We start from the raw sequence: 22,329 nt of genomic DNA, 5'->3' as shown, positions 1-22,329 counted from the left end.
CAAGACGTCCTGGAGCTGCTGACCGCGCACCACGCTCGGACGAACCGGCTGTTCGACAGTGCCGCCAGGTCAACCGGAGACGACGCGCGCATGGCGTTCGGCGACCTGGCACAGCTGATCGCAGTGCACGAGATCGCGGAGGAGCGAATAGTCCACCCGCTGATCCGGCGATTGCGCCCGGACGACCATCTGGCCGACCGTCTCGTCGACGAGGAGAGCCGGATCAGCGACGCACTGTCCGACGCCGTACGCGCCGCCGCCCACGGCCATTTCGACGACACGATCGGCGGGCTGCGTGACATGGTGACCACCCACTCCCGCGGTGAGGAACACGACGAGTTCCCCAAGCTCCGCAGAACCGTGCCGGTGCAGGAGCGCAGGGAGATGGGCCGGGCGGTCCGCGCGGCCGAGGCGGCGGCCGCCGACGAGGCAGGTCCCCGGGACCCGGCGTGGGCCGAGCCGCGGGCCGTGGCACAAACGGCGGACCGCGTCCGCGACGCGCTCGCCGGCTTCTCTTGAGGAGCAGGCGCGCTTCTACCCTGCCGCGGGTGAGCCGCAGTCATCCGATCCGGGCCGAGGATCGAAACGGGGCCGTCGCCTGACCGCGGCGCGAGCAGGCCCGCACAGCTGACGACCGAGAAGTCTTGGAGGATCGCGTGGCCAGCACAGTAACTACCCAGACCGATGAGGACATCCAGCGTGAGGTACTGCGCGAGCTGAAGTGGGACGCCGAGGTCGCGCCGAACGAGATCGGCGTAGCCGTGCTGAGCGGAGTGACGACGCTGACCGGCCAGGTGGACACGTTCAGCAAGAAGTGGGCCGCCGAACGCGCGGCGCTTCGTATCCGGGGGGTCAAGGCCGTCGTCAACAACATCGAGGTCCGCCTGGTCCCCAGCGAGGAGCAGACCGACGTCGACCTCGCCCGATCCGTCGCGCAGGCGCTCGAGATGGACTCACTCGTACCCGATGAAACGGTGAAGGTCTCGGTGTCCGGCGGCTGGGTCACCCTGCGCGGCGAGACGAACTGGGACTACCAGCGGCGGGAGGCGGAACGGGTGGTCCGGAACCTCACCGGCGTCAAGGGGATCAGCAACCTCATCACCGTGCGGCCGCATACCGGCCCGTCGCCCGATGAGCTCAAGAAGAAGATCGAGGACGCCCTGGTACGGACGGCCGAAACGGACGCGGAACGGATCCACGTCGCCACCCACGGCAGTAAGGTGATCCTGACAGGGAGCGTACGTTCGTGGGCCGAGCGCCGCGAGGCCGAGCGTGTCGCCTGGTCGGCGCCCGGTGTCGCGGAAGTGGAGAACCTGATCTCGATCAACGCGTGAAACGTGATCCATAAGTCCGCCGCGGTGCTTGTCCATGACGAACACCGCGGCGGCTGCGAGTGCCGTTCAGATCAGGAAAACCGCACCTCGGGGTAGATCGGCTGCCAACTCGTTGTCTGCTACAGGTGTGTCGTGGACGGCGTGTGGCAGTCACGCCGCACCGATTCGACGGGTCGAGGTTGCCCGGTGTGCCCCCACCCGGGCTCATCCCGCTGGCGACATCGCCCGGTCGGGAAGGTGGGCTTGCCAGCGGCGTAGAACGGTGTGGAGACTCGGCTACTTACCGCTGTAGACCGGGAACTCGCTGTGCTGGCCGTAGTCGTGTGCCTGCAGGGTGCGGAGCAGGTTCATGTCATCGTCGGAGATCGCGACGTCGACCTGGGCGTTGCTGCGCATGTGCTCGGGATTTGCGGTCTTGGGCAGTGACACGGTGCCCAGCTGCAGCGTGTAGCGAATGCACAGCTGCGGGACGGTCACGCCGTATCGGTCGGCCATCGCGGCGACGTCCGGGTTCTTCAGGATCTCGCCGTGAGCGATAGGCGAATACGCCTCGACGAGGATGTTCTTGTCCTGGCCGTAGGTGATCAGTTCGGCCGGGGTGTTGCCGGCGTGGACGAGTAGCTGGTTGACGTGTGGAGTGACCGTGCTGGCTTCGAGGATGTTCTCGATGTCGTGCTGCTCGAAGTTCGAGACGCCGATGGCGCGGATCTTCCCCGCCTTGTGGGCATATTCGAGCGCGCGCCACGCCTCGCGGTTGCCTTCGGCGTAGTCACCGCCGCGGAAGTCGGACCAGGGCTGCGGGCTGTGGATCAGCATCAGGTCGATGTGGTCGAGCCCCAGCGTGGTCAGGGAGCCGTCGATCGCGGCGGCCGCGTCGTTGTAGCTCTTGACCTCGGCGGCCAGCTTCGTGGAAAGGAAAATCTGGTCACGGGGAACGCCGCTGGTACGTACTCCTTCACCGACGCCGCGCTCGTTGCCGTAGGCCTGGGCGGTGTCGATGTTGCGGTAGCCGATGGCGACGGCATCGCGGACGGCCTGGGCGGCCTTGTCGTCCTCGATGAACCAGGTGCCGAGGCCGAGCTTGGGGATCTTTACTCCGTTGGACAGGGTGTACGTCTCGTTCAGAATCATGTGGATGCCTTCTCGCATTTGTCGTCTCAGCGGGTGTGGTGGCCGGTGGCCAGGGCGGCGACGGTGGCGATCTCGCGGCTCCGCCGGTCGAGGTTGTCGCGGCTGAAGATGTCGCCGAACAGGTGCGTCTTGAGGAACCTGTCGATGGCGGGGGCGAAGTCGAACAGCGGGCCGGATACCGGCGCGCCGGACAGCTGGGTCTGGTTGGCGGTGCCGAGCTCCAGCATGTTCGTGCCGGCCGGCAGCGGTTTCGGTTCGTCGCCGGCCGGGTCGGTGATGCCGTCGGCACGGCGTTGCTCGAGCAGCGCCTTGAACGTGCCGAGGGCGTTGAGGCTGCGCGGGAAGCCGGCGTAGGCGTACATCTGCACGAGGATCTCTCTGATCTGGTTGACGCTCAGCCCAGCGTCCAGTCCGTCGGTGAGGGCATCGCGCAGCTGCGGAGACGGCCGCGGGTTCGGCGACGGCGGCCCGCTGCCGGGCGAGCAGCACGATCACCGCCCCGGCGAGAGAGAACGCGCTGGTGAGCAGCACGGCGGTGTTCCAGCCGTGCACGACGGCCGCCGGGTCGTGACCTCCGCGGGTCACGATGATCGCGACCAGTGCCAGTCCGATCGCCGAGCCTACGTAGCGGGCGGTGTTGTTCGCGCCGCTGCCCATCGCGGCTTGCTCGACCGGTACGGTGGAAACGGCCTGCCGGCCCAGCGCGGCGTTCAGGACGCCGTTCGCGGCGCCCTCGAGCAGCAGACCAGGCAGCAGCCGGACGACGGGGTCGCCGGGGTGCAGGCCGAGCAGGGCGAGCTGCCCGCCCGCCGCCGGGCGCTCGACCGCTTCGGATGCTATTGCGATGAGATACCTGCTCCCTAAACCGCGCAACAAGCAGCTGACCAGCAGAAACGTTTACCGGCCAGGGGTTACGTCATCCATGAAACCCGCTAGCCGCGGCCGGTGGGGGGCTCGGCTTAGCAGGTAATGACAGAACCCCTCTGCCGCCAGCCGGCCCCCGTACCGTGGCGAGCATGGACAACCAGGGCGACGTACGCGAGTTCCTGGCTACTCGGCGGGCCAAGATCACCCCCGAACGGGCCGGGCTCCCGAACTTCGGCGGCACCCGCCGTGTCGCCGGACTACGCCGAGCCGAGGTCGCGATGCTCGCCGGCGTCAGCCCCGACTACTACACCCGCCTCGAACGGGGCAACCTCTCCGGAGTCTCCGACAGTGTCCTGGACGCCATCGCCCGCGCCCTGCAACTCGACGACGCCGAACGCTCCCACCTGCATGACCTGGCCCGCGCCGCCAACACGAGTCCCCGGGCCCGGCGCCGGCCGGTCAAACAGCAGATCCGGCCGGGCGTGCAAAGCCTGCTCGACGCCATGACCGACGCCCCCGCCTTCGTCCGCAACGGCCGCCTCGACATCCTCGCGATCAACCCCCTCGGCCAGGCCCTGTATTCGCCCGCGTTCGTCTCGCACGTTCGGCCGGCCAACCTGGCCCGATACTGTTTCCTCAACCCCACGGCGGAGGAGTTCTACCCCGACTGGGGCGACGCCGCGGACACCACCGTCAACCTGCTACGCACCGAAGCCGGCCGCGACCCGTACAACAAGGACCTCACCGACCTGATCGGCGAGCTCGCCACCCGTAGCGACGACTTCCGCACCCGCTGGGCCGCGCACAACGTGCGCCTGCACCACACCGGCGTCAAACATTTCCACCATCCCGCCATCGGCCGGCTCGACCTCGCCTTCGAAGCCATGCCACTGCCCGCCGACCCCGGCCTGACCCTGACCGCCTACAGCGCCGAAGCCGGCACCGCCACCCACGACGCGCTGCGCCTGCTGGCCAGTTGGGCCGTCACCACCGTGGCGACTACCCCGGCAGATCAGTAAGCCAACTTCACGACCTGGAACACCGCAACCGGCCGAGAGTTCGGCGAAACCGGCAAGGTCGATCAAATTCACCCCATCGAGGTGGGACCCGAACCGCGAAACAAATCCCTGGTCATCGGGTTCCACCCCCGGATCCGGTCATCGGGCGATGATCACCACCAGTAGTTGTCCTGAGGCAGGTACGGGGCCTCCAGTGCGGCGATCTCAGCCTCGGTGAGACTGAGTTCGAGGGCGGCGACGGCGTCCTGCAGGTGGTGCGGCTTGGTTGCTCCGACGATCGGGCAGGAAACGACGGGCTTGGACAGCACCCAGGCCAGCGCCACCGGGGCCATCGCGACGCCGCGAACCTCGGCGACCTTCTGGATCGCGTTCACCACCGGCTCGTCGACGTCGCGGTCGAACGCCTTGGCCACGTTGTCCGACGACGACCGGGTCGTCTGCTGACCCCACGGGCGGGCGGCCCGGCCTTTCGCCAGCGGTGAGTACGGGGTCAGGCCGACGCCCTGATCGAGGCACATCGGGATCATGTCCCGCTCTTCCTCGCGTTTGAGCACGTTGTACTGGTCCTGCATCGCCGCGAACGTCGTCCACCCGTTCACCACGGCGGCGTGCTGCGCCTTCGCGAACTGCCAGGCCCACATCGACGACGCACCGAGATAGCGGACCTTGCCCGCCCGGACCAGGTCGTCGAGGGCCTGCATGGTCTCCTCGACCGGCGTCTCGGGGTCGAAGCGGTGGATGTAGTAGAGGTCGATGTAGTCGGTGCCCAGCCGGCGCAGCGAGGCATCTGCCTGCTCCAGGATCGCCTTGCGGGACAAACCACTGCCACCCGGTCCGTCGTGCACCTTCCCGCTGACCTTGGTGGCCAGCACGATCTCCTCGCGCCGGGAGAACCGGGTGATCGCCCTGCCGACGAACTGCTCCGAGGTGCCGCCCTGGTAGACGTTCGCGGTATCCCAGAACGTCACACCCAACTCGACAGCCTGCCGGAAGAACGGCGCCGCGGCGTCCTCGTCCAGGGTCCACTGGTGCATGCCGGCCGCGGCCTGGCCGTAGCTCATGCACCCCAGCCCGATGCGACTTACCCGCAGCCCGGTCCGACCGAGCCGTGTGTACTCCACCGCAAGACCTCCCAAACTAGGCAGCACGACCCTAGGCGCACCGTCGGCACGCCGCGATCACACCGCCCAGCCTCGCACGCGAAACCGGCCGTCACCGGCAGATCCCCACCCCGACCCCGAGCCGCGGAGGCCGGGTGGGTCCGAAACCGGCGGACACAAGAAACGGCCGAAAGCTCCTGGGTCCCAAGGTCAAAGACGACTGGTGCCCGAGCAGACGCTCAAAGCCAACACCGCAGCTCGATGACCCCATAGGTGAGGGCCGCGAGACCGAGCACGGCGATGAACTGCCCGGTCCAGTCGAACGTCGCCACCGTACGCGGGGAGTCGGCCGACGAGGGTGCCGCCGCGGCGGCACCCTCGTCCTGGACTATCGGATCACGGTCAGGGTCACGCTGTGACTCCGATACGACACGCGGAGCAGGTGGCCGCCCGAGGCCAGCAGCTTGCCCTCGGGGAGGCCGTCGAAGGTGCCGCGGACCGACGATCCGGAGAGGATGGTCAGCACGGCGCCGCGGGTCAGCGGGCCGCGCACGTCCAGGCTGAGCCGGCCGTCGAGCTCAAGAGCGCCATTCGCCCGTACGCGCGTGTAGTCGCTCGTGCCTTTGATCGTGACCGCGTAACGACTCGCGCCGCCCAGGCGCACCCCGCCGCCGGCGCTCAGCGTAGTGCCCGCCGGGACCGTGGCCGACTCGCCGGCCGCGACACCCGGGCGCAGCTCGCCGCCGGTGACCTCGACGTCACCGGCCACCGTGCCGGTGCCACCGAGGACCCCGCCGCGGACCCGGACCGCGCTCGCATGCGTGCCGGCCACCGACAGCTTGCCGCCGAGCACGGTGGTCTTCCCGGTCCAGGTGTCGTCGCCGGTCAGGAACAGGGTGCCCCCGCCACGCTTGGTCAGGCTCCCGGCGTACACCCGGATCTTCCTGGCCTTTTCCCTTGCCGTGCCGATCGCATAGTCGGCCCGGTCGGCGTCGGTCGCGTCGGCCGGCAGCCCGCTCGTCCAGCCCTTGGCCTGTTTGGTCGCCTGCCACGCGGCGGCCTCGGCGTCGTCCTCCAGCTCGCGAGCCCGGATCGCGACGTCGGAGATGTCGTTGGACCAGACGTCACCGGCGCTGCGGGTGTTCACGTCGAACGCACCGAACAGCTGGCCCGGCCCGTTGAGCGCCTCGCGCAGGCTGGGCGTGCCCCACCCGTTGCGCGCATCCGGCACCTGCACGATCTGCCCGGCCGTGGGGTTGGGGATCTGCACGCCGGCCGCGTCGTTGGTGGTGCTGTTCTGCCGGCCGGTCGTGTACATCGTGTACAGCGCCTGCTCGTTGGTCAGGTACGGGAACCGCTGCATGATCAGCGCGAGCGCGCCGGCCGAGTGCGGCGCCGCCATCGACGTACCGGAGAAGCGGGCGTAACGGGGTTGCGGGACGCCGTCGACCAGCTCCACGGTGGTGCTGTTGATCAGCGTGCTGGGCGCGGTGACGCAGGCCCACTTGGCCACGCCGCACTGGTTGAACCGCTGCTGACCGGGAACCAGCACCGAGCCGTCCGGGTTGAACGTGCGCCCCACGTTGTCGTTGGTCCCTGAGGTGGTGAACCAGCTGCCCTCCAGCTCGGGCTTGAAGTAGGTGGCGGCGCCGCGCGGGGTCGGGTTGGCCACGCCGCCGTTGCCGGCGCTGAAACCGATGATCGTGCCGGTACGGGCGACGTCGAACGGCCCGTTGATCCAGTGGCTGGTCGTGCCGTTGGAGTCGGGCACCCCCTCGGGCAGGGCCAGGTTGCGCCAGGCCGCGAGCAGACCCTCGTACGTGTTGTAGCTCTCGATGGCGGGCGCACTGCCCCAGCTGCTGCTGACGATCCGGATCCGCTTGCCGTTGGTGGTGCGGGCCCGGTTGACGGCCCGGTAGACATTGGCCAGGTAGGCGTTGTCCGGCGTCTGCTCCGCAGTCGCGCCCGGCGGCAGCTGCCCGTAGAGCACGGCGTCGGTCTTGTGCGTGTTGCCCATGTACACGTTGGCGTTGAACGCGACGCCGTGCATGTTGGCCGCCGTGCCCTGCGGCTGCTCCTGGCCGACCCCGTCCCGGGCGGCGCCGACGGTGCCGCTGACATGGGTGCCGTGCGTGTCGTTGAACGCCGGGTCGTAGTAGCCCGGCGTCGGGCCGGTCTGCCCGCCTTCGGCAACCACCGAGAAGTACCGGTTCTGCTGCTCGACCGGGTGACCGTTGAAGAAGCCCGAGTCGACCAGGCCGATGTTCTCGCCCGCGCCGGCATAGCCGGCCGCATAGGCGAACTCGGCTCCCATCGACACCAGCCCGGTGTCCGAGACGAATTCGGGGGTACGCCAGCTCGCTGGGTCGACGGGTCGGCCCGGGTCCCCGTCATAGGTCACGATCGGTTGCGGTCGGTGCGGGTGGGCCGCCGCGGGTTGCGCAGCGACGCCCAGCGCCACGATGGGGGTCAGCGCCACCACGAGCATCTGTTTCCTGGTCGGCATTCCGGCTCCTCATGGGTGTTGAGAACGGGGCCAAGACATCGACACATTACTATTTAGATGATCCTGATAGTGTCCTTGAGTCGCGTTCGGGTGAGAAGGGTTCGCTGTCCTACCTGGAACCCGGCGCCGGCTGCTGCGCGGTGTCGTCCTGGTCGCTCAGCCACCCTTGCTTCGCCGCCAGCACGGCCATCTGGAAGCGAGTCCGGGCACCGAGCACGGCGCCGGCATCGCTGATGTGCTGCTGAACCGTACGGCGACTGACGTTGAGGATCCGGGCGATCGTCTCGTCCTTCATGCCGACCGCCATCATGCGCAGGATTTCCCGGGTTCGCAGGTCTCGCCCCGAAGCCGGCAAGCCGTCGTCCGCGTCAGCCAGGTCGTGCCGCCTCGTCAGCGACACCGGCTCGGCGCGCTGCCACACGCTCTCGAACAGTGCCACGAGCGCCGTCACCATCGCGGGCGAGTGCACCACCACCGAACCCGCCGACGGGCGTTCTCCCCAGATCGGCAGCAGAGCGGCCGCCCGGTCGAAAATCACCAGCTTCACCGGGATCTGCGAGGTGAGCCGCAGCTTGCCGCCCTGGCCGGTCCCCCGCAGAGCCGTCGTGAGCGACACCGCGTCGGTGAAACCGTCCGTCTCGTACACCGATCGCATCCGCACGCCGGGCGTCACTCCCACCGCCTCAGCCGACGCACTCGTCACGTACGGCGGCTTTGCCAGATGTAGCACTTCAAACGTGCTTCCCATGAGCAACTGGCGATAGCGCGCGGGCACCTCGTCCTCGCTCTTCAGCACCTCCACCACGTCCGCGGCGCGTGGCCCGGAGACCGCTTCGTGCACTTCGAAGAGCCGCTCCGCGAGAGCCTCGACCTGGGCAAGTTCGGCCCGCCGCCGGGCCAGGAGGGCACCGAGCGACGGTCGCGGCGGCGCGGCCGCCCATCGCGGCACCGCACCACCGATCCGCGACGCCAGTGCCAAGTCGGTGAGGAGCCGCAGCGCTTGTTCCGCCTCTGCGGGCGGCACCCCGGCCGCGGACGCCACCTCGTCGCGGTCCGCCGATCGTACGGCCATCAGGTGCTCCAACACCCGGCCGGACAGCGGATCAAGACCAGTTGCCGACCACGGTATGTCCGTTGCGTCCATACGTTTCTTGCACCCCTCCGGCCTGAGCATGCTCGGAGCGCCTCTCGCTCCGATGAATCGGGGATTACGAACCTGTAAGAGCCCGTCCGTCCGCCGTGGACGATCCTGCGCACTTGCGCAAGTGCACAAGGTCGTCCTTGTGGCGAACGCCGGCACCGGGGTGAGGTGGGCGAACCGGCGCGGAACCAGCCGGCCGGTGGCTGGAACCTGTCCACAACCTCGCAGGAGCAACAGTTGCGTAGACCCAAGGCACTACCCGCAATCGCCGTTCTGGCGGTGGCCGCCATCCTCGGAACCACCGTCCAGCCCGCGAACGCGGCGACGCCGCCGCCGTCGGACGAGTCCGTCCCGGCTACTGTGGCGCCGGCCACGGACACCCCCGCGCTGGTGGACGATGTGGCCGACCCGGTCGACGCCACAGTCGCACCGGACAAGGCCGCCAAAGCTCACCTCGCCGCCCACAAGGACCGCTACAAGATCGGCGATCCGGCCGGCACGCTCACCACCGCGAGCGTCGAGACGGAAGGCGAACGGGAGACGGTCCGCCTGGACCAAAGGTACAAGGGCCTGCCCGTGTTCGGCGCCCAGTACGTCGTGCGTACGGAGAAGGCAGCCGGCAAGCGCACGGTGACCGGAACGTCGGGCACCTACTTCACGAACCTGGACGTCGACACGACCGTCACCCCGATCCCGGCCGCGGTCGCCGTTTCCCGAGCGGTCGAAGACGTACGCAAGAGCCTGCACCCCGGCGCAGCGGTCGTGGCCTCGCGTACCGGCGCGGCCGACCTTGTCGGCACTGACCAGGGACTCCTGGTCATGCCGACCGGCACCGGTGTGCTCGCCCGGCGCGTGCTCGTCAAGGGCAAGGACACCGCGACCGGCCAGCCCGTGCTCCGCGACGTGTACCTGGGCGCGACGAACGGGGTGCCGCTCCTCAGCGTCAGCCGGATCAAGTCCTTCGCCGCCGGCCAGCAGGCCGCCGCCCTGGCCGCCGAGGGCACCGCCGCCGCGCCGCCGGCCACGACGAAGCCGCGCCCCGCGGGCAACGGGACGGCGGCGGTCGCCGGCCAGGGCACCACCCTGCACGGCGCCTCCGTGTCGCTCCCGCTCGTCAAGTCCGACACCGGCTCCTACCTCATGAAGGACGAAACCCACCGCCAGCCGAGCGGCGCGACGGTGCCGATCACCACCTGGGACGGCCGGGGCTGGGACTACTACAACCTGCTCGACGGCCAGTGGCCCGAGGGCCTGACGCCGTTCGCGTCGCCGTCGACCAAGCTCGGCGCCGACCTGACCGACGCCGGCGCCGTGGACGCCGCCTGGGACGCCGCGCAGGTGTTCGAGTGGTACCAGGCGAAGCTCGGGCGCAACAGCCTGGACGACGCCGGCCTGCCGATCAACTCGATCGTCGGGATCACGTACGGCGGCACCCCGTTCGTCAACGCGTACTGGGACGGCACCCGCATGGTGTACGGCAGCGGCGACGACGAGTATCTGCCGCTGGCCGCGGACCCGGACGTCGTGGGCCATGAGATGACGCACGGCGTGGTGGAACACACCGCGAGCCTCGTCTACGCCGGACAGCCGGGCGCGCTCAACGAGGCGATCGCCGACTACTTCGGCAACGCCATCGACGTCGACGCGTCGGGCACCTCGATGTCCGACCCGCAGGCGAGCCTGCTCGGCGGCGACCTCTGCCGTAACCTGGCGCCCGCCCAGTGCGCCCTGCGCGACCTCGACGACGGCGCCACCACGGCCGACTTCCAGCACCTCATCGACATCCCGTCGATGGACGACGGCGGGGTGCACCTCAACTCGACGATCGTGTCCGGTGCGCTGTGGGACCTGCGTCAGGCGCTCGGCAAGGCGGTCGCCGACAAGATCATCTATCGCGCCCTCACCGACTACCTGACGCCCATGTCCGACTTCGTCGACGCGCGCGACGCCGTACTCGCCTCGGCCAGGTCGTTCCGCCTGAGCAAGAAAGACCTCAAGGTGGTGCAAACGGCGTTCGACTCCCGCGGGATCACCGCGAAATGGGAGGCGAACCTGTACGGCAAGGGCACCGACGTGCTGATCGACAGACTCAACACCGGCATGTACGCCGACATGAAGGCGAGCGTGGCGGGCGGATGGTTCGCCGTACCGCGGACGGACGCGAACCGTACCCAGCCGACCTCGATCTGGGTCGGCCGCACCAACGGCAAGGGCACGCCGTACCGGATCTCCCCTGACGACGGGAGCACTCACAGCTTCCCGCACACCGATGGCAAGCGGGTCGTGTGGCTGTCGATCGCGACGGACCCCGACTCGCCGACCTGGGAGACCAACCGCATCCTGTCGGCGCCTATCGGCGGCGGCCCCGTCAAGGAGCTCTACAGCTCCCCGGAACGCATCGACGGCCTGGGCTTCGACGGCGACGTCGTCACGTGGAGCCAGAACGATCCGACGCAGGGATACCTTGACGTCGTTCGCTACCTGCGAGGCAACTCGCCGACCGTGCACACCCTCACGCATCCCGACTGGTTCGGGCCCGCGACGGCACCGAGCGTCAAAGCCGGGAAGATCTCCTATGTCCGGTACGAGATCTACACGCAGCCCGACGCCAACGGCCAATATTGGTCGCTGGCCGTCGAAGTGTACGACCTCAAGACCGGGAGGACGACCTACGCCGGCGGCGATGCCGGCGCCGAGCGGATGAGCTATCCGGACCTGTCCGGCACCGGCGTCGCGTGGATGGTCGACCGCGACTACGGCACCATTGTCAACGGCGAGTGGAGCCAGGGGGCGTACTACGACTCGGTGCGGCTCTTCGACTTCGCCACCCGCACCAGCCACCTGCTCTTCGAGGAGAACTCGCCACAGGCGGTCCGCGCCGACACCGTCGCTTTGTCCGACACGACCCTCTCCATCACCGAGGAGGCACCGGTGAAGGCCTGGCTCGAAACCGGCGGCTACCCGGACAACTCACTCAACCCGAAGCTCAAGCAGTACACCTTCCAGGGGAGGTACATCGGCCCGGCGTCATGCAGCCCGGGCGCCCAGATGTACGCGACGGCAGCGGTGGGGCGCGAGGTGGTCTTCATGGACTCGTCAGCGTCCGGCTTCGGCCTGGCGCACGCGTCAGGAGCCAAGTCCTGCAACTGAGATCCCGCTAGGAAGACGCGATAGACGGTGGCGTGCTGGGACCCACTCATCGAAGGCCCCAGCACGCCGGGTCACTCACCCACCGATCGCAATTCCTTTGAATTTGAAGTGCGCTCCAGCAGATCCGCCGGTCGAGCGCGACACTCGGGCAAGATCACCGTACGGGCGTTCGTGTCACCGATGTATCACGATCATCCAGAGTGGACATCCAACAATTACGATACTCAAGGTCGCGGCCGCACGCCGAAGCCCAGCCAGACCGCGGAAAGAAATACCTGCTCAACGCCGCCTTCGGGAACCGCGATGCTCACGCGGCGACCCGACACCGCAATTCCCCACAGGCCAGCCGGACGGACGCGATCAACAACAACGTCGTAAACCGTACGCGCGTTCGGACAAAAATGCGTGTCGTGGTGATCGGGAAGCATTCACGGCGGGAAATGGAAAAGGCCAGCTGAGCTGGCCTTTCACCAAGTCGGGCTGACAGGATTTGAACCCGCGACCCCTTGACCCCCAGGAGGTCGCGTTGCAATGGGTTACCACGGCCAATCAAGTCCGCGTCGCGAGCCGGAAGCCGGATCCCGACCAGGTCCGCGCAGTGACGAAGGAGACCGACAAGCCGCTGTAGCGGGCCGGCCGCGTCGGCCGACGCCTCACGGCTGAAACCGTTAGAAGAGCCGCCCCCGGTATGGATGGGTGCGGCCCCACTTCTCCTCCCACCGGAGCAGGTCGGCCTGCCATTTCGGGAGGTCGGGGCGGTACTCCCGGACGGCTGGTCGTTCCGGCTGAGCGACCAGGAAACGCCAGTAGTCCTCGATCGCCGCCCGAGCGACGTCGGCCGGGAACTCCCCCTCGGCACCGGGCACCCACAGGTTGGTGATCAGCAGCGCCGACGGCGTGAACGACACGGCGTAGTTCTCGCTGCTCCATTCCTCGAACGGCGGCTCGCCGCGAGCCACGTCATCGACCATCGCCAGCGCGTCCAGGGTGGCCAGAAAGTACCTGTCGAGGTCAGCGGTCAGCCACTGACCCAGCAGGTCGTACCGCTGGTCCTCGACCTGGTACACGGGCAGGCCGTACATGGGATCGATCCCCAAGCTGATAACACCCACCGCGAGCCTCTCGATGCGCTAAGGAACGGGCCAGCCGTGCGTGAAGCCACCGGCCTGGTTGTAGAAGCCTCTTATCGTGACGCCATTGTAGGTACCGGCCCACATGTTGCCGGGGAGCGGCGTGGAGTTCATGAAAGCACCGGACACCGCGTTGTCCACCTGCGCCGGCGTCCAGTCGTCGGGGAAGAATGTGCTGACGCCGCCGTTGCCGGCTTTCGGCTTCCAGGCGCCGGCCGGCGGGTTCAGGGTCGGGTCGAAGAACTCGGGCTCCGCCTCGTACACGCCATTCGGGTAGGTAACCTCCGAGCCGGGCACGAGCCGGCGGTCGGGGAAATCCTCGCCGCCCGGGCGGTAGTGATAACCGGAGCCTTTGGGCTGGCCCGGCCGCGCGTGGCCGCCGCCGATGGTGTGGGTCGTGAAGTGCGGATTCATTCGGTCCGGGCGGGCGCGCTTGCGCGTCTTGCGGAGGAACCGCAGCGCGGCCCGCATGAGCCGTCCGGAGCCCTTCGCCATGTCCAGTCAGCCGTCGAGCAGTTGGAGGATGGCGTCCTGCACGAGGTTCCCGACGATCGTCCGGGTCAGCTGCTGGAAAATCGGAATCTCGAGCAGGCTCGCACCGAACGTGGGTGCCGCCGTGGCCACCGCCTGCGCGATCTCCACCGCCAGGATGGCGAGCTGGGCGATGACCGCTGCCTTGAGGGCGAGCACGATCCCGCCGCAGATCATCAGGCCGGTGCCGGTCAGTGTAGCCGCGTTCGCGCCGTCCAGGAGCGTCTTGGCCGGGCTGTCCTCTCTGGTCCACCAGTCCTGAAACGCGGCGACGGCCTCCCCCTCGTGTTGCGTCCACACCTCGGTGGCGGTCGACGTCGCGTCCGACACGATGGCCTCGAGCCGGGCGGAGAACGAAATCCACGCCTTGCCCATCTCCAACAGCGCCGTCTCGTCAGCCTCCGGCCAGTGGTAACCGAGGATGCCAAGCAGCGACCGGAGTTCCCCCGGGATCTCCATGCCCACCCGTCAGTTCCCCAACTCGGTAAGTAGCCCGTGGAGCCGGCGGCCGACGTTTTCGTCCACGTCGGTGTATTGCGCACTAATGTCCACCACGTCGGCTCCGGCCGCGGCCATCTCGTCCAGGGCGTCCTGGTAGCACTCGAACGCCCACGACGACACCTCGTCGTGGGCGGCGCCGATCAGCGAGCCGATGTCATCACTTCCCCAGGGCGCGCCGAACCCGGCCAGCTCGGACTGGAACGACACGAGCTCGGAGGAGAGCCGCGAGGCGACGCTCTGCAGGGCCGATCCGGACGCCGAGAGCCGCTCAGGATCGATCGTAAAGCCATTCATCGGTCACCGGCCCGGCGGGTAAGCTGCTCCTGCGCTTCGACCAATGACACGGTCAGCTTCGTGAACTGGCGCTCGGCGTTGAACTGGATGTCCTTGAGCTGGTCGGTCAGCGCGCCGAGGTCGGCCGCGCCAGCGGTGGCCACGGCCCGTCCCTGCAGGTCGGCGAGCGCCATGTTGACGGCCGACTCGATCGCTCGTGCGAATTCCTCGCCGCTCAGCCGCAGCACCGAGGGATCCAGCTCGAGGTTCTCGATCCGCCCGGGCAGCACCGCCCGGACCCGGACCCGGCCGTCGGCGGCCTCGCCCCTACCGATGGTCGGTTCCTGCTCGCTCTGATCGCCGGAGGGTGCCTGAGCCCGGCCGAGCGCGGCCACCACGTCGGCCAGAGTGCCGCCCAGGCCGGTCGGATCGATAGGGCTGGTCATCTCCAACAGCCTCCTCGTGCAGGCAGTCTCCCCCAGACCGAAACCATATCGAAGCCTGTCCAACAAGGTCGACGTCATCCATGTGAATGGAGAGGTGCAAGGCCTGGCTGGCTGCTTCGACGAATCTCGGTGAGGACGGTGACCCGCTGAGCGACGGAGGAGCCGGGCGAGCATCGCGACCTCGGCCCGGCGTAGTCCGGCGACACGGCGGGTGCCGCCGAAGTTCGGGCCGCCGTCGTTGCCCGGCCCCGCGGTGGCCCAGGCCTGTAGCCGGCCCGCGAAGGCCTCGTCCAGGTCGCGTCGTCTTTGCCGTGCCCGCTCGTAGATCTCACGGAACGCCGCCTGCAGCTCGGGATGCGCGTCGTCGCCTGCCCGGACGTGATCGACCGCTACGTCCGCCCAGCAACGGTCGGCCATAGATCACGGTGAGGGTCAGCGGGGCGAGCGCGCCTTCCGCGTTGCCGATCACCATCAGCAACATGCGCGACGCGGCCGATAGCACTCCGGCGACAGCATCAGCCGGAGGCCGAGTTTCCGGAACGGGTTCGCCCGGAACGCGGCGGGGCTACGATCCGTGGCCGGCGTGGCCGTCGTGGGCGGTCGCGCTCAGCGTGCACGCGGCGTCCGGGGGGTTGGCGCGCACGACGATCAGGGCGCGGCCCGTCACCGTGGCGCCGGGTGCGACCCGGTTGACCAGGCCGACGCCGGCGCCGAGCGGGCTGCCGGCCGCGGCCACCGTGAGCTCCACCTTGTAGGCGTGCTCCACGCGGTCGCCGTTGACGACCGTGTAGGTGACGTTGGCCGAGCCCGCGTTCTGCAGGTCGCAGGAGGCGACGCGGGCGGTCACGCGCTGCGGGCCGACCGGAGTGCTGGCCGGCGTCAGCACCACCGCGAGCACCCCGACCGCCACGAGGACCGGGATCTCGGCCAACAGCGGGGTGAGACGGGCCGGAAGCCTAGGCATGCTTGAACACCACCGTCGCCATCAGCCAGACCGTCGACGCGCCCGTGGTCGCGCTGGCCGCCGGGGTGCCGCCGGCGCCGACCACGGTGTCCTCGACGAGCATGTCCATGTTGCCGTTCGGGGACAGGTTCACCCGCGTCGTGTAGCCCGAGTCCCCGGTCAACGTATTGCCGAAGCCCGAGTCGGCGTAGAGCCCGATCGCCAGCTCGCCGTCGCCGGTGACGGCCGGGGTGGCGGCCGACTTCACCACTTGCTGGCTGGTGGTGGTGCCGGTGCCGGTCGCCTGCTGGTCGACGGCGCCGGCGCCCGAGGCGGTCGACAGGCCGGAGTACTCGGCCACCGCGATCCCGACGTCGGCCGACGCGCTGACCTTCGCCGTAATGGTGGGCTTGGCGCCACCGGTCGCCACCACGGCGGTCCACACGCTGACCTGCGAGTGGTCGGACGCGGTGAACGAGGTGAGCTTCGTGAAGACGTCACCGACGCTGTCGGTGACCGTGCTGACCGTCGCCGACCCGGAACTCCACACGCCGACCTCGACGACCAGCCGGTTGTTGGTCGTCGCGTTGGCCGGCAGGGTGACGCCCAGGCTGGTCTTGCCGGCGCCCTGGGCCGATACCTGCTGGACGAAGGCCGGCGCGGTCACGTTCGTCGGGGTCACCGGGTTGGAGGCGGCGGAGTCCGGTGAGGTACCGACCGCGTTCGTCGCCGACACCTTGAAGGTGTACGCGGTGCCGTTGGTCAGCCCGGTCACGGTCGCCGTCGGCGCCGTCACCGTCACCGGGGTCTGCGCGGTGCTGCCGATGTAGGGCGTCATCGTGTAGGACGTGATGGCGCTGCCCCCGTTGGCCGGTGCCGACCAGCTCACGGTCGCCGAAGTGTTGCCGGCGGTGGCGGTCACCCCGCTCGGCGCGGCCGGGGCGGTCGGCAGTCCGGCCGTGCCCGGCTTGAACACGAGCGTGCCGAGCAGCCAGTTCGTGCTCGCCCCGGCGCCGACCGCCGCGTTAGGCTTGGCGCCGGCCGCGACGACCTGGTCCTCGGTGAGCAGGTCCATGTTGCCGTTGGGTGAGACGTTGCCGCGCACGGTCCAGCCGCTGCCGGCGGTGAGCGGGTGGTTGAAGCCCGAGTCGCCGTAGAAGCCGATCGCCAGCTCGTTGCCGGTCGCGGTGGCCGCGGTCGCGCCTGACTGAACCGTCGCGGCACCCGACGTGGTGCCCGAGTTGGTGGCCGCGACATCGACCACGCTGGCATCGGCCACAGCGGACAGTCCCCTGTACTCCATTGCGACGACGCCGACATCGGCGGTGCCGGACGCGCGGGCGGTGATGACCGGTGCCTGCCCTCCCCCGCCGGTGATCGGCGCGGTCCAGACGCTCAGCTCGGTGTTGTCGCTGGCCTTCCAGTGCGCCACTTCGGTGAACGGGTCTCCGGCCGAGTCGGTCACCCCGCTGGTGGTCGCGCCGGTGCCGCTCCACGTGCCGACCTCGACGACGAGCCGGTTGCCCGAGCCGAGGTTCGCCGGCAGGGTGACCGACAGCGTGCCGGCCGTACCCTGGGCGCCGGTCTGCTGCACGAACGTCGGGGTGGCCACCGTGCCCGGCGTCACCGCGTTGGAAGCGGCCGAGGCGGGCGACGTCCCGATCGCGTTCGTCGCCGCCACCTTGAAGGTGTACGTGGTGCCGTTGGTCAGCCCGGTCACGGTCGCGGTCGTGGCCGGCGGGTTGCCGGTCACCGTCATCGGGGTCTGCGCGGTAGTGCCGACGTACGGCGTGACGGTGTATCCGGTGACCGGACTCCCGCTGTTCGGCGGCGCGGTCCACCGCACCGTCGTGAACCCGTCGCCGGCCGTGGCGCTCACCCCGGTCAGCGCGGCGGGCGCGGTCGGCGTCTGGGACATCTGCACCATCGAGGCGACCGACGGCACGCCCTTGTCGTTGACGATGAACAGCATGTAGTAGCCGGGCGGCGCGAGCGCCGAACTGGCCGGCGCCTGCACCGACAGCGTGGAGCCGTTGGCGGTGAAGCTCAGCGGCACGAAGTGCTGGTTCATGTCCATCTGGTGGGTATCGGCGCCCAGCGAGACGAGGTTCACCGAGCTGATGCTTGCCGCGTCGGGGGTCGACACCGTGATGCTGCCGCCGTAGGACGCGCCCGCCGACGCCGAGTTGATCGTCGGCCGCGCTCCGTTGGACAGGTACGGCGGGGAGTAGTACTGCGCCGAGTACTGTCCCGCGTCACCCTGCCCGTACGGGTGGCCGCCGCCCGCGACGAGCACCCGGCCGTCCGGCATGAGCAGCGCGGTCGAGTGGTAGTTGCGGGCCGCCGCCATCGAGGCGCCGGTCGTCCACGCCTGCGTGGCCGGGTCCCAGATCTCGGTCGACAGCACGCCCGAGGTGACGATGCCCTGGTTGGTGTCGGTGTTGCCGCCGACCGCGAGCACCTTGCCGTCGGCCAGCATCGTCAGCGTGTGATACACGCGGGCCGAGCTCATCGGCGCCGCCGCCGTCCAGGTCGGGCTGGCCGAGGTGAGGTCGATGGTGGCGGCCGTGTTGAACGCCGGCCCCGCCGCATTGACGTTGGCGCCGCCGCCGGTGTAGAGCACCTTTCCCGGCCGGTACATCACCGACGATCCATTGTGGACGCCGCTGGTCCCGCCGATCTGGGTCCAGGTCTGCGCGTTGACGTCGAGCAGGAACGAGTTGTCCTCGTCCGGCCCGATCGCGAAGATCTTCCCGCTGGGCAGAAGGTAGGAGAACGGGTACTCGGTCTCGTGGATCTGCGGGGTGGACACGTTGGACAGCAGGGTCCAGGTGTTGGTCGACGGGTCGTACACCTCGGGCGTCTCGGCCCAGTGTGTCGCCGTGGTGTCGTTGCCGCTGAGCGCCACGTACCGGCCGTCGGCCAGTTCGGTCACCGTCGGGTACCAGCGCGGGAAGTGCATGTCGGCGACGCGCGACCAGCTGTTGGTGGCCGGGTCGAAGATGTTCGTGTCGACAATGCCGATCTTGCCGGTGGTCAGGCCGCCGTAGCCGCCGACGACGAGCACCCGGCCGTCGGGCAGGGTAGCCCCGCCGTCGCAGAAGACGCTCGTCGGCGCGTTGACGGTGGTGAACGTGTCCGGCGTCGATGGGTTCCAGATGACCGACGGCTGCGGCTGCTGCCAGCCGTCCCAGGCGACCACGTTGCCGTTGTAGAGCAGCGTGTTGGACAGCGCGACGATCGGCCAGGTCTGCAGGCTCGACCAGGAGCCGCCGGGTGAGGAGCCGGGGGTGACCGCGTTGGAGGCCGCCGAGGCGGGCCCGCTGCCGACCGCGTTGGTGGCGGTGACCGTGAACGTGTAGGCGGTGCCGTTGGTCAGCCCGGACACCGTCGCGGTCGTCGCCGGCGGGTTGCCGGTGACGGTCTTGGTGGCCTGCGCCGTCGTTCCCACGTACGGCGTGACGGTGTAGCCGGTGATCGGGCTGCCGCCGTTGGCGGGCGCGTTCCAGGTGACCGTGGCAACGCCGCCGCCCGCGGTGGCGGTCACCCCGCTGGGTGCCGACGGCGCGGTGGGCGGGTTGCCGGAGCCGCTGCCCGCGCGCAGCACGAGCACCGCCATCAGCCAGGTGGTGTTGGCGCCGGTGCCGACCGTCGCCGAGACGGTCGAGCCGACCGACACCACCTTGTCCTCGGCCAGCAGCTCCATGTCGCTGGTCGGTGACAGGTTGGCCCGCTGGGAGAACCCGCTGCCGGCGGTCAGGGAGGCGCCGAAGCCCGAGTCGGCGTAGAGCCCGAGCGCCAGCTCACCGTCGGCGCTCGTGGCGCCCGTGGTTCCCGAGCTGACGCTGCCCGCACTCGAGGTGGTACCGGCGGCGTGGGCCTGCTGGTCCAGCACCGTCGCGTCGGTGACGGTGGACAGTCCCGAGTACTCCAACGCCAGTACCCCCACATCGGCCGACGACGTGGGCTTGGCCGTGATGGTGGGCTTCGTGCCGCCCGTCGCCACGACGGCGGTCCACACGCTCATCTCCGTGTGGTCGGCCGCGGTGTAGCTGAGCAGCTTGATGAACGTGTCGCCGGCGTTGTCGGTGACCGTGCTGATCGTGGCGCTCTTCGAGTTCCACACCCCGACCTCGACGATGAGGCGGTTGCCGGCGACCGTGTTGGACGGCAGCGTGACGGCGCGGGTGCTACCGAGCCCGTGCGCCGTTGCCTGCTGGACGAAGCTGGGCGTGGCAGCGGCGTAGCTGGGCGTGCCGGCCGTCACGCCGGCGGCGGTCAACCCCACGCATACCGCGCCAATCGCCAGCTTCCGGGACAACGACCGCATGCCTGCTCCTGTGTCCGACGAGGGCGAGCCCCCACACGGTGTGAGGAGGGTGCAGTGTCCCCACACTGTGATCCGCGCCGGACCCGTGAGCAAGATTCAGGACAGTGCCAGGTCCCGGTTTTGCACGTTCGGCTGACCGACGCTCCTCCTCGCGTGGGGTCGGATGCCCGCGGCGGCCGGGCGGCCGGTGCCTCGGCCCATCGGCGAGTGGCTGAGCTGCCAGGTCGCGGCGAGCATCAGCACGCCGGCGACGATGGCGTACACGCCGATGATCCACGCCAGCGCCACCGCACCGGCGGCCGGGCGGAACAGGATCAGCAGGCCGGCGGCGACCGACAGCGCGCCGACCAGGCCGACCAGCCGCCTCCACCACGTCCGCGACGTGACTTTCCGTGAAGATCTGCACCAAGCCCGGACCGGCAACGGCCCTGCCGTTATCGCGACCCTGCGTAACACCGCGATCGGCTGGCACCGCACCACCGGCGCCACCAACATCGCCCGCTCCACCCGCCAGGCCAACCGCCGCTCACACGACCTGATTACGGCCGTGACCAGCAGCTATCCGACAACGCAATGACCCTGGGCACATGGCCAAGATCAGATGCGTTGTCATCGGCAGTTTAGGTCACAGTACCCGCAGGGTCATCGACGGAGCGTGACTGGTGCTCGGGCTGGTGCATGGGCGGCGGCGAACCGGGTCGGAAGCCAGGAGCCGCGGCCGGAGCGGCATTATGGGGTCATGATGTCTCGTGCGCCGACTCCGGCGGAGGACGGCGGCCGTGTACCCCGTGATCGCGATTCGGCCGGTCGGGCCCGCAACGCCCGCCCGCGTGACGGGCTCGGGCGCCCCTTGCCGCGAGGCATGGTGGGCGTGTCGACAACGCCCGAAGACATCGCCCTGTCCCCTGCGGAATCGCTCAGGGAAGCAGAGCGTCTGCTGGCGGCCGGCCGTCCATTCCACGCTCACGAGGTGCTTGAAGGCGCGTGGAAGGCCTGCAACGACGATACGCGCGAGCTGTGGAAAGGCCTCGCCCAGTTGGCGGTCGGTATCACCCACGTCCGGCGAGGCAACGACACCGGAGCGATCCGGCTGCTCACGCGAGCAGCCGACCGCATCGAGCCGTACGCCGCCGCCGCGCCCTACGGTGTCGCGGTTGCCGCCCTGACGACCTGGGCCCGCGCGTTGGCCGGGCGGATCGAGCAGCACACCGGTGAGGTTCCCGAGGATCAGCTGACACCGCGGTTGATCGGATGACGCGCGGCGCAACCGCCGGCCAAGCCGAACAACCCGCAACGATCCGTGGAAGTCAGGGGCCGCCCGTCGGCCTCCGAGTCCTGCCAATTGGGTCTGCTCGTGGGAGGGGTGTCAGTCCACGATTCCGAGCTCAGCGCGCATGGCCGCCCGCAACTCGTCGCGCGCGAGATGCGTCTTCGGCTCGAGTTGCGACCAGGTAGCTTCCTCTGCTGCGCGGGCAGCTATCTCAAGATCGTACAGGACCATGTTGTAGGTGCGCGCGAGTTGTCTGACCGCGGCGCCGGTGCTGATGGTGAGGTAGACGTAAGCGTCCTGCAGCGCAGTGATTGCGGTGCGTGTGTGCTCACGAGGATCGAACTGCTCTCTGCGAAGTGCCTTCCGATACATCTGATCGACGGCCTGGTAAAACGAATTCGTCGCGACCAGGTAATGGTGACAGGCTTCGCGGCGCTGATTCCGCATTGCCCGCGCCTCTTCCTCGTGGGCCGCGCGGGAACGCGCCTGCTCGTTCCACCGATGGGTTAGCGCGGCAGTTCCAAGGCCGACCGCGCCGGTTAGGGCCACGCCGCCAAGCGCGCCGGCCAACGCGAACCACGCGCCGGCCGAACCTGCGTCCGCCATGCGGCCTCCCTGTACCTGTACCTAGCCTCATTGTCGCCGCCTTCTGGCTGT

20 protein-coding genes are annotated in these 22,329 nt (G+C 69.2%); 6 read left to right on the top strand and 14 right to left on the bottom strand.

Features of this window, described 5'->3' with window-relative positions; translation table 11 throughout:
* Positions 1 to 9 precede the first annotated feature (9 nt).
* Both ACIA5D_RS46565 and ACIA5D_RS46560 read left to right on the top strand, forming a co-directional pair.
* A complete protein-coding gene (locus ACIA5D_RS46565) occupies positions 10 to 519 on the top strand; it encodes a hemerythrin domain-containing protein (RefSeq protein ID WP_396037137.1) in 510 nt (169 codons plus the stop codon).
* A 137-nt stretch (positions 520 to 656) separates the two neighbouring features.
* Positions 657 to 1,334, top strand: coding sequence for a BON domain-containing protein (locus ACIA5D_RS46560; protein ID WP_396037118.1), 678 nt, complete (start codon positions 657 to 659; stop codon positions 1,332 to 1,334).
* Between the two features lie 276 nt (positions 1,335 to 1,610).
* Here ACIA5D_RS46560 and ACIA5D_RS46555 read toward each other — a convergent pair whose 3' ends face one another.
* The gene (locus ACIA5D_RS46555; protein WP_396037117.1) at positions 1,611 to 2,465 is read right to left on the bottom strand and encodes an aldo/keto reductase; all 855 of its coding nucleotides are present in this window, start codon (positions 2,463 to 2,465) and stop codon (positions 1,611 to 1,613) included.
* Positions 2,466 to 2,491: 26 nt separating this feature from the next.
* Positions 2,492 to 2,833, bottom strand: a complete 342-nt coding sequence (locus ACIA5D_RS46550) for a carboxymuconolactone decarboxylase family protein (RefSeq protein WP_396037116.1) — start codon at positions 2,831 to 2,833, stop codon at positions 2,492 to 2,494.
* Between the two features lie 295 nt (positions 2,834 to 3,128).
* Between ACIA5D_RS46550 and ACIA5D_RS46545 the strand changes: the two genes are divergently transcribed.
* On the top strand, positions 3,129 to 3,329 hold the full coding sequence (locus ACIA5D_RS46545; protein WP_396037115.1) for a hypothetical protein: 201 nt from the start codon (positions 3,129 to 3,131) through the stop codon (positions 3,327 to 3,329).
* Positions 3,330 to 3,481: 152 nt separating this feature from the next.
* Positions 3,482 to 4,351 carry a helix-turn-helix transcriptional regulator gene (locus ACIA5D_RS46540; protein WP_396037114.1) on the top strand — a complete coding sequence of 290 codons (870 nt, stop codon included), beginning with the start codon at positions 3,482 to 3,484 and terminating at the stop codon, positions 4,349 to 4,351.
* 152 nt (positions 4,352 to 4,503) lie between these two features.
* Here ACIA5D_RS46540 and ACIA5D_RS46535 read toward each other — a convergent pair whose 3' ends face one another.
* The 3 genes from ACIA5D_RS46535 to ACIA5D_RS46525 all read right to left on the bottom strand — a co-directional run bounded on the left by ACIA5D_RS46535 (position 4,504) and on the right by ACIA5D_RS46525 (position 9,101).
* A complete protein-coding gene (locus tag ACIA5D_RS46535; RefSeq protein ID WP_396037113.1) occupies positions 4,504 to 5,472 on the bottom strand; it encodes an aldo/keto reductase in 969 nt (322 codons plus the stop codon).
* Between the two features lie 367 nt (positions 5,473 to 5,839).
* Entirely contained in the window at positions 5,840 to 7,957 is a 2,118-nt protein-coding gene (locus tag ACIA5D_RS46530; RefSeq protein ID WP_396037112.1) for a S8 family serine peptidase, read from the bottom strand.
* Positions 7,958 to 8,066: 109 nt separating this feature from the next.
* Positions 8,067 to 9,101: a LuxR C-terminal-related transcriptional regulator gene (locus tag ACIA5D_RS46525; protein WP_396037111.1), complete on the bottom strand. Its 1,035-nt coding sequence runs from the start codon at positions 9,099 to 9,101 to the stop codon at positions 8,067 to 8,069.
* Between the two features lie 234 nt (positions 9,102 to 9,335).
* Here ACIA5D_RS46525 and ACIA5D_RS46520 point away from each other — a divergent pair, with 234 nt between their 5' ends.
* Positions 9,336 to 12,248, top strand: a complete 2,913-nt coding sequence (locus ACIA5D_RS46520; RefSeq protein ID WP_396037110.1) for a M4 family metallopeptidase — start codon at positions 9,336 to 9,338, stop codon at positions 12,246 to 12,248.
* A gap of 668 nt (positions 12,249 to 12,916) precedes the next feature.
* On the opposite strand, the gene ACIA5D_RS46515 is transcribed toward ACIA5D_RS46520, so the two are convergent.
* The 8 genes from ACIA5D_RS46515 to ACIA5D_RS46480 all read right to left on the bottom strand — a co-directional run bounded on the left by ACIA5D_RS46515 (position 12,917) and on the right by ACIA5D_RS46480 (position 20,897).
* The gene (locus ACIA5D_RS46515) at positions 12,917 to 13,345 is read right to left on the bottom strand and encodes a hypothetical protein (protein WP_396037109.1); all 429 of its coding nucleotides are present in this window, start codon (positions 13,343 to 13,345) and stop codon (positions 12,917 to 12,919) included.
* A gap of 33 nt (positions 13,346 to 13,378) precedes the next feature.
* Positions 13,379 to 13,873 (bottom strand): EndoU domain-containing protein, encoded by a 495-nt coding sequence (locus ACIA5D_RS46510; protein WP_396037108.1) that lies wholly within the window; start codon positions 13,871 to 13,873, stop codon positions 13,379 to 13,381.
* Between the two features lie 6 nt (positions 13,874 to 13,879).
* Complete coding sequence (locus tag ACIA5D_RS46505) at positions 13,880 to 14,374, bottom strand: hypothetical protein (protein ID WP_396037107.1); 495 nt, start codon at positions 14,372 to 14,374, stop codon at positions 13,880 to 13,882.
* 3 nt (positions 14,375 to 14,377) lie between these two features.
* Positions 14,378 to 14,704 (bottom strand): hypothetical protein, encoded by a 327-nt coding sequence (locus ACIA5D_RS46500; RefSeq protein WP_396037106.1) that lies wholly within the window; start codon positions 14,702 to 14,704, stop codon positions 14,378 to 14,380.
* Positions 14,701 to 15,129, bottom strand: a complete 429-nt coding sequence (locus tag ACIA5D_RS46495) for a YbaB/EbfC family DNA-binding protein (protein ID WP_396037105.1) — start codon at positions 15,127 to 15,129, stop codon at positions 14,701 to 14,703. Before ACIA5D_RS46495 ends, ACIA5D_RS46500 begins: the two co-directional genes overlap by 4 nt.
* A 565-nt stretch (positions 15,130 to 15,694) precedes the next feature.
* Positions 15,695 to 16,093, bottom strand: a complete 399-nt coding sequence (locus tag ACIA5D_RS46490; RefSeq protein WP_396037104.1) for a hypothetical protein — start codon at positions 16,091 to 16,093, stop codon at positions 15,695 to 15,697.
* A complete protein-coding gene (locus ACIA5D_RS46485; protein WP_396037103.1) occupies positions 16,086 to 20,402 on the bottom strand; it encodes a fibronectin type III domain-containing protein in 4,317 nt (1,438 codons plus the stop codon). The genes ACIA5D_RS46490 and ACIA5D_RS46485 overlap by 8 nt, the downstream gene beginning before the upstream one ends.
* 96 nt (positions 20,403 to 20,498) lie before the next feature.
* Positions 20,499 to 20,897, bottom strand: a complete 399-nt coding sequence (locus ACIA5D_RS46480; RefSeq protein WP_396037102.1) for a DUF308 domain-containing protein — start codon at positions 20,895 to 20,897, stop codon at positions 20,499 to 20,501.
* Between the two features lie 367 nt (positions 20,898 to 21,264).
* Between ACIA5D_RS46480 and ACIA5D_RS46475 the strand changes: the two genes are divergently transcribed.
* Positions 21,265 to 21,657, top strand: a complete 393-nt coding sequence (locus tag ACIA5D_RS46475; RefSeq protein ID WP_396037136.1) for a DUF309 domain-containing protein — start codon at positions 21,265 to 21,267, stop codon at positions 21,655 to 21,657.
* A 111-nt stretch (positions 21,658 to 21,768) separates the two neighbouring features.
* Here ACIA5D_RS46475 and ACIA5D_RS46470 read toward each other — a convergent pair whose 3' ends face one another.
* Positions 21,769 to 22,278: a hypothetical protein gene (locus ACIA5D_RS46470; RefSeq protein WP_396037101.1), complete on the bottom strand. Its 510-nt coding sequence runs from the start codon at positions 22,276 to 22,278 to the stop codon at positions 21,769 to 21,771.
* Positions 22,279 to 22,329: the final 51 nt, after the last annotated feature.

Origin of the sequence: Actinoplanes sp. NPDC051513, from assembly GCF_044454685.1 — a bacterium.
Lineage (GTDB): Bacteria > Actinomycetota > Actinomycetes > Mycobacteriales > Micromonosporaceae > Actinoplanes.
Note: the sequence above shows the minus strand (reverse complement) of the source record. Positions and strands in the feature narration are given on the sequence as shown.

Excerpts from the sequence above, each read along its gene's own strand:
- ACIA5D_RS46555 (WP_396037117.1), bottom strand. The coding sequence starts at position 2,465 with ATGATTCTGAACGAGACGTACACCCTGTCCAACGGAGTAAAGATCCCC.
- ACIA5D_RS46540 (WP_396037114.1), top strand. The coding sequence starts at position 3,482 with ATGGACAACCAGGGCGACGTACGCGAGTTCCTGGCTACTCGGCGGGCC.
- ACIA5D_RS46530 (WP_396037112.1), bottom strand. The coding sequence starts at position 7,957 with ATGCCGACCAGGAAACAGATGCTCGTGGTGGCGCTGACCCCCATCGTG.
- ACIA5D_RS46525 (WP_396037111.1), bottom strand. The coding sequence starts at position 9,101 with ATGGACGCAACGGACATACCGTGGTCGGCAACTGGTCTTGATCCGCTG.
- ACIA5D_RS46510 (WP_396037108.1), bottom strand. The coding sequence starts at position 13,873 with ATGGCGAAGGGCTCCGGACGGCTCATGCGGGCCGCGCTGCGGTTCCTC.
- ACIA5D_RS46500 (WP_396037106.1), bottom strand. The coding sequence starts at position 14,704 with ATGAATGGCTTTACGATCGATCCTGAGCGGCTCTCGGCGTCCGGATCG.
- ACIA5D_RS46495 (WP_396037105.1), bottom strand. The coding sequence starts at position 15,129 with ATGACCAGCCCTATCGATCCGACCGGCCTGGGCGGCACTCTGGCCGAC.
- ACIA5D_RS46490 (WP_396037104.1), bottom strand. The coding sequence starts at position 16,093 with ATGCCTAGGCTTCCGGCCCGTCTCACCCCGCTGTTGGCCGAGATCCCG.
- ACIA5D_RS46485 (WP_396037103.1), bottom strand. The coding sequence starts at position 20,402 with ATGCGGTCGTTGTCCCGGAAGCTGGCGATTGGCGCGGTATGCGTGGGG.
- ACIA5D_RS46480 (WP_396037102.1), bottom strand. The coding sequence starts at position 20,897 with ATGTTGGTGGCGCCGGTGGTGCGGTGCCAGCCGATCGCGGTGTTACGC.
- ACIA5D_RS46475 (WP_396037136.1), top strand. The coding sequence starts at position 21,265 with ATGGTGGGCGTGTCGACAACGCCCGAAGACATCGCCCTGTCCCCTGCG.
- ACIA5D_RS46470 (WP_396037101.1), bottom strand. The coding sequence starts at position 22,278 with ATGGCGGACGCAGGTTCGGCCGGCGCGTGGTTCGCGTTGGCCGGCGCG.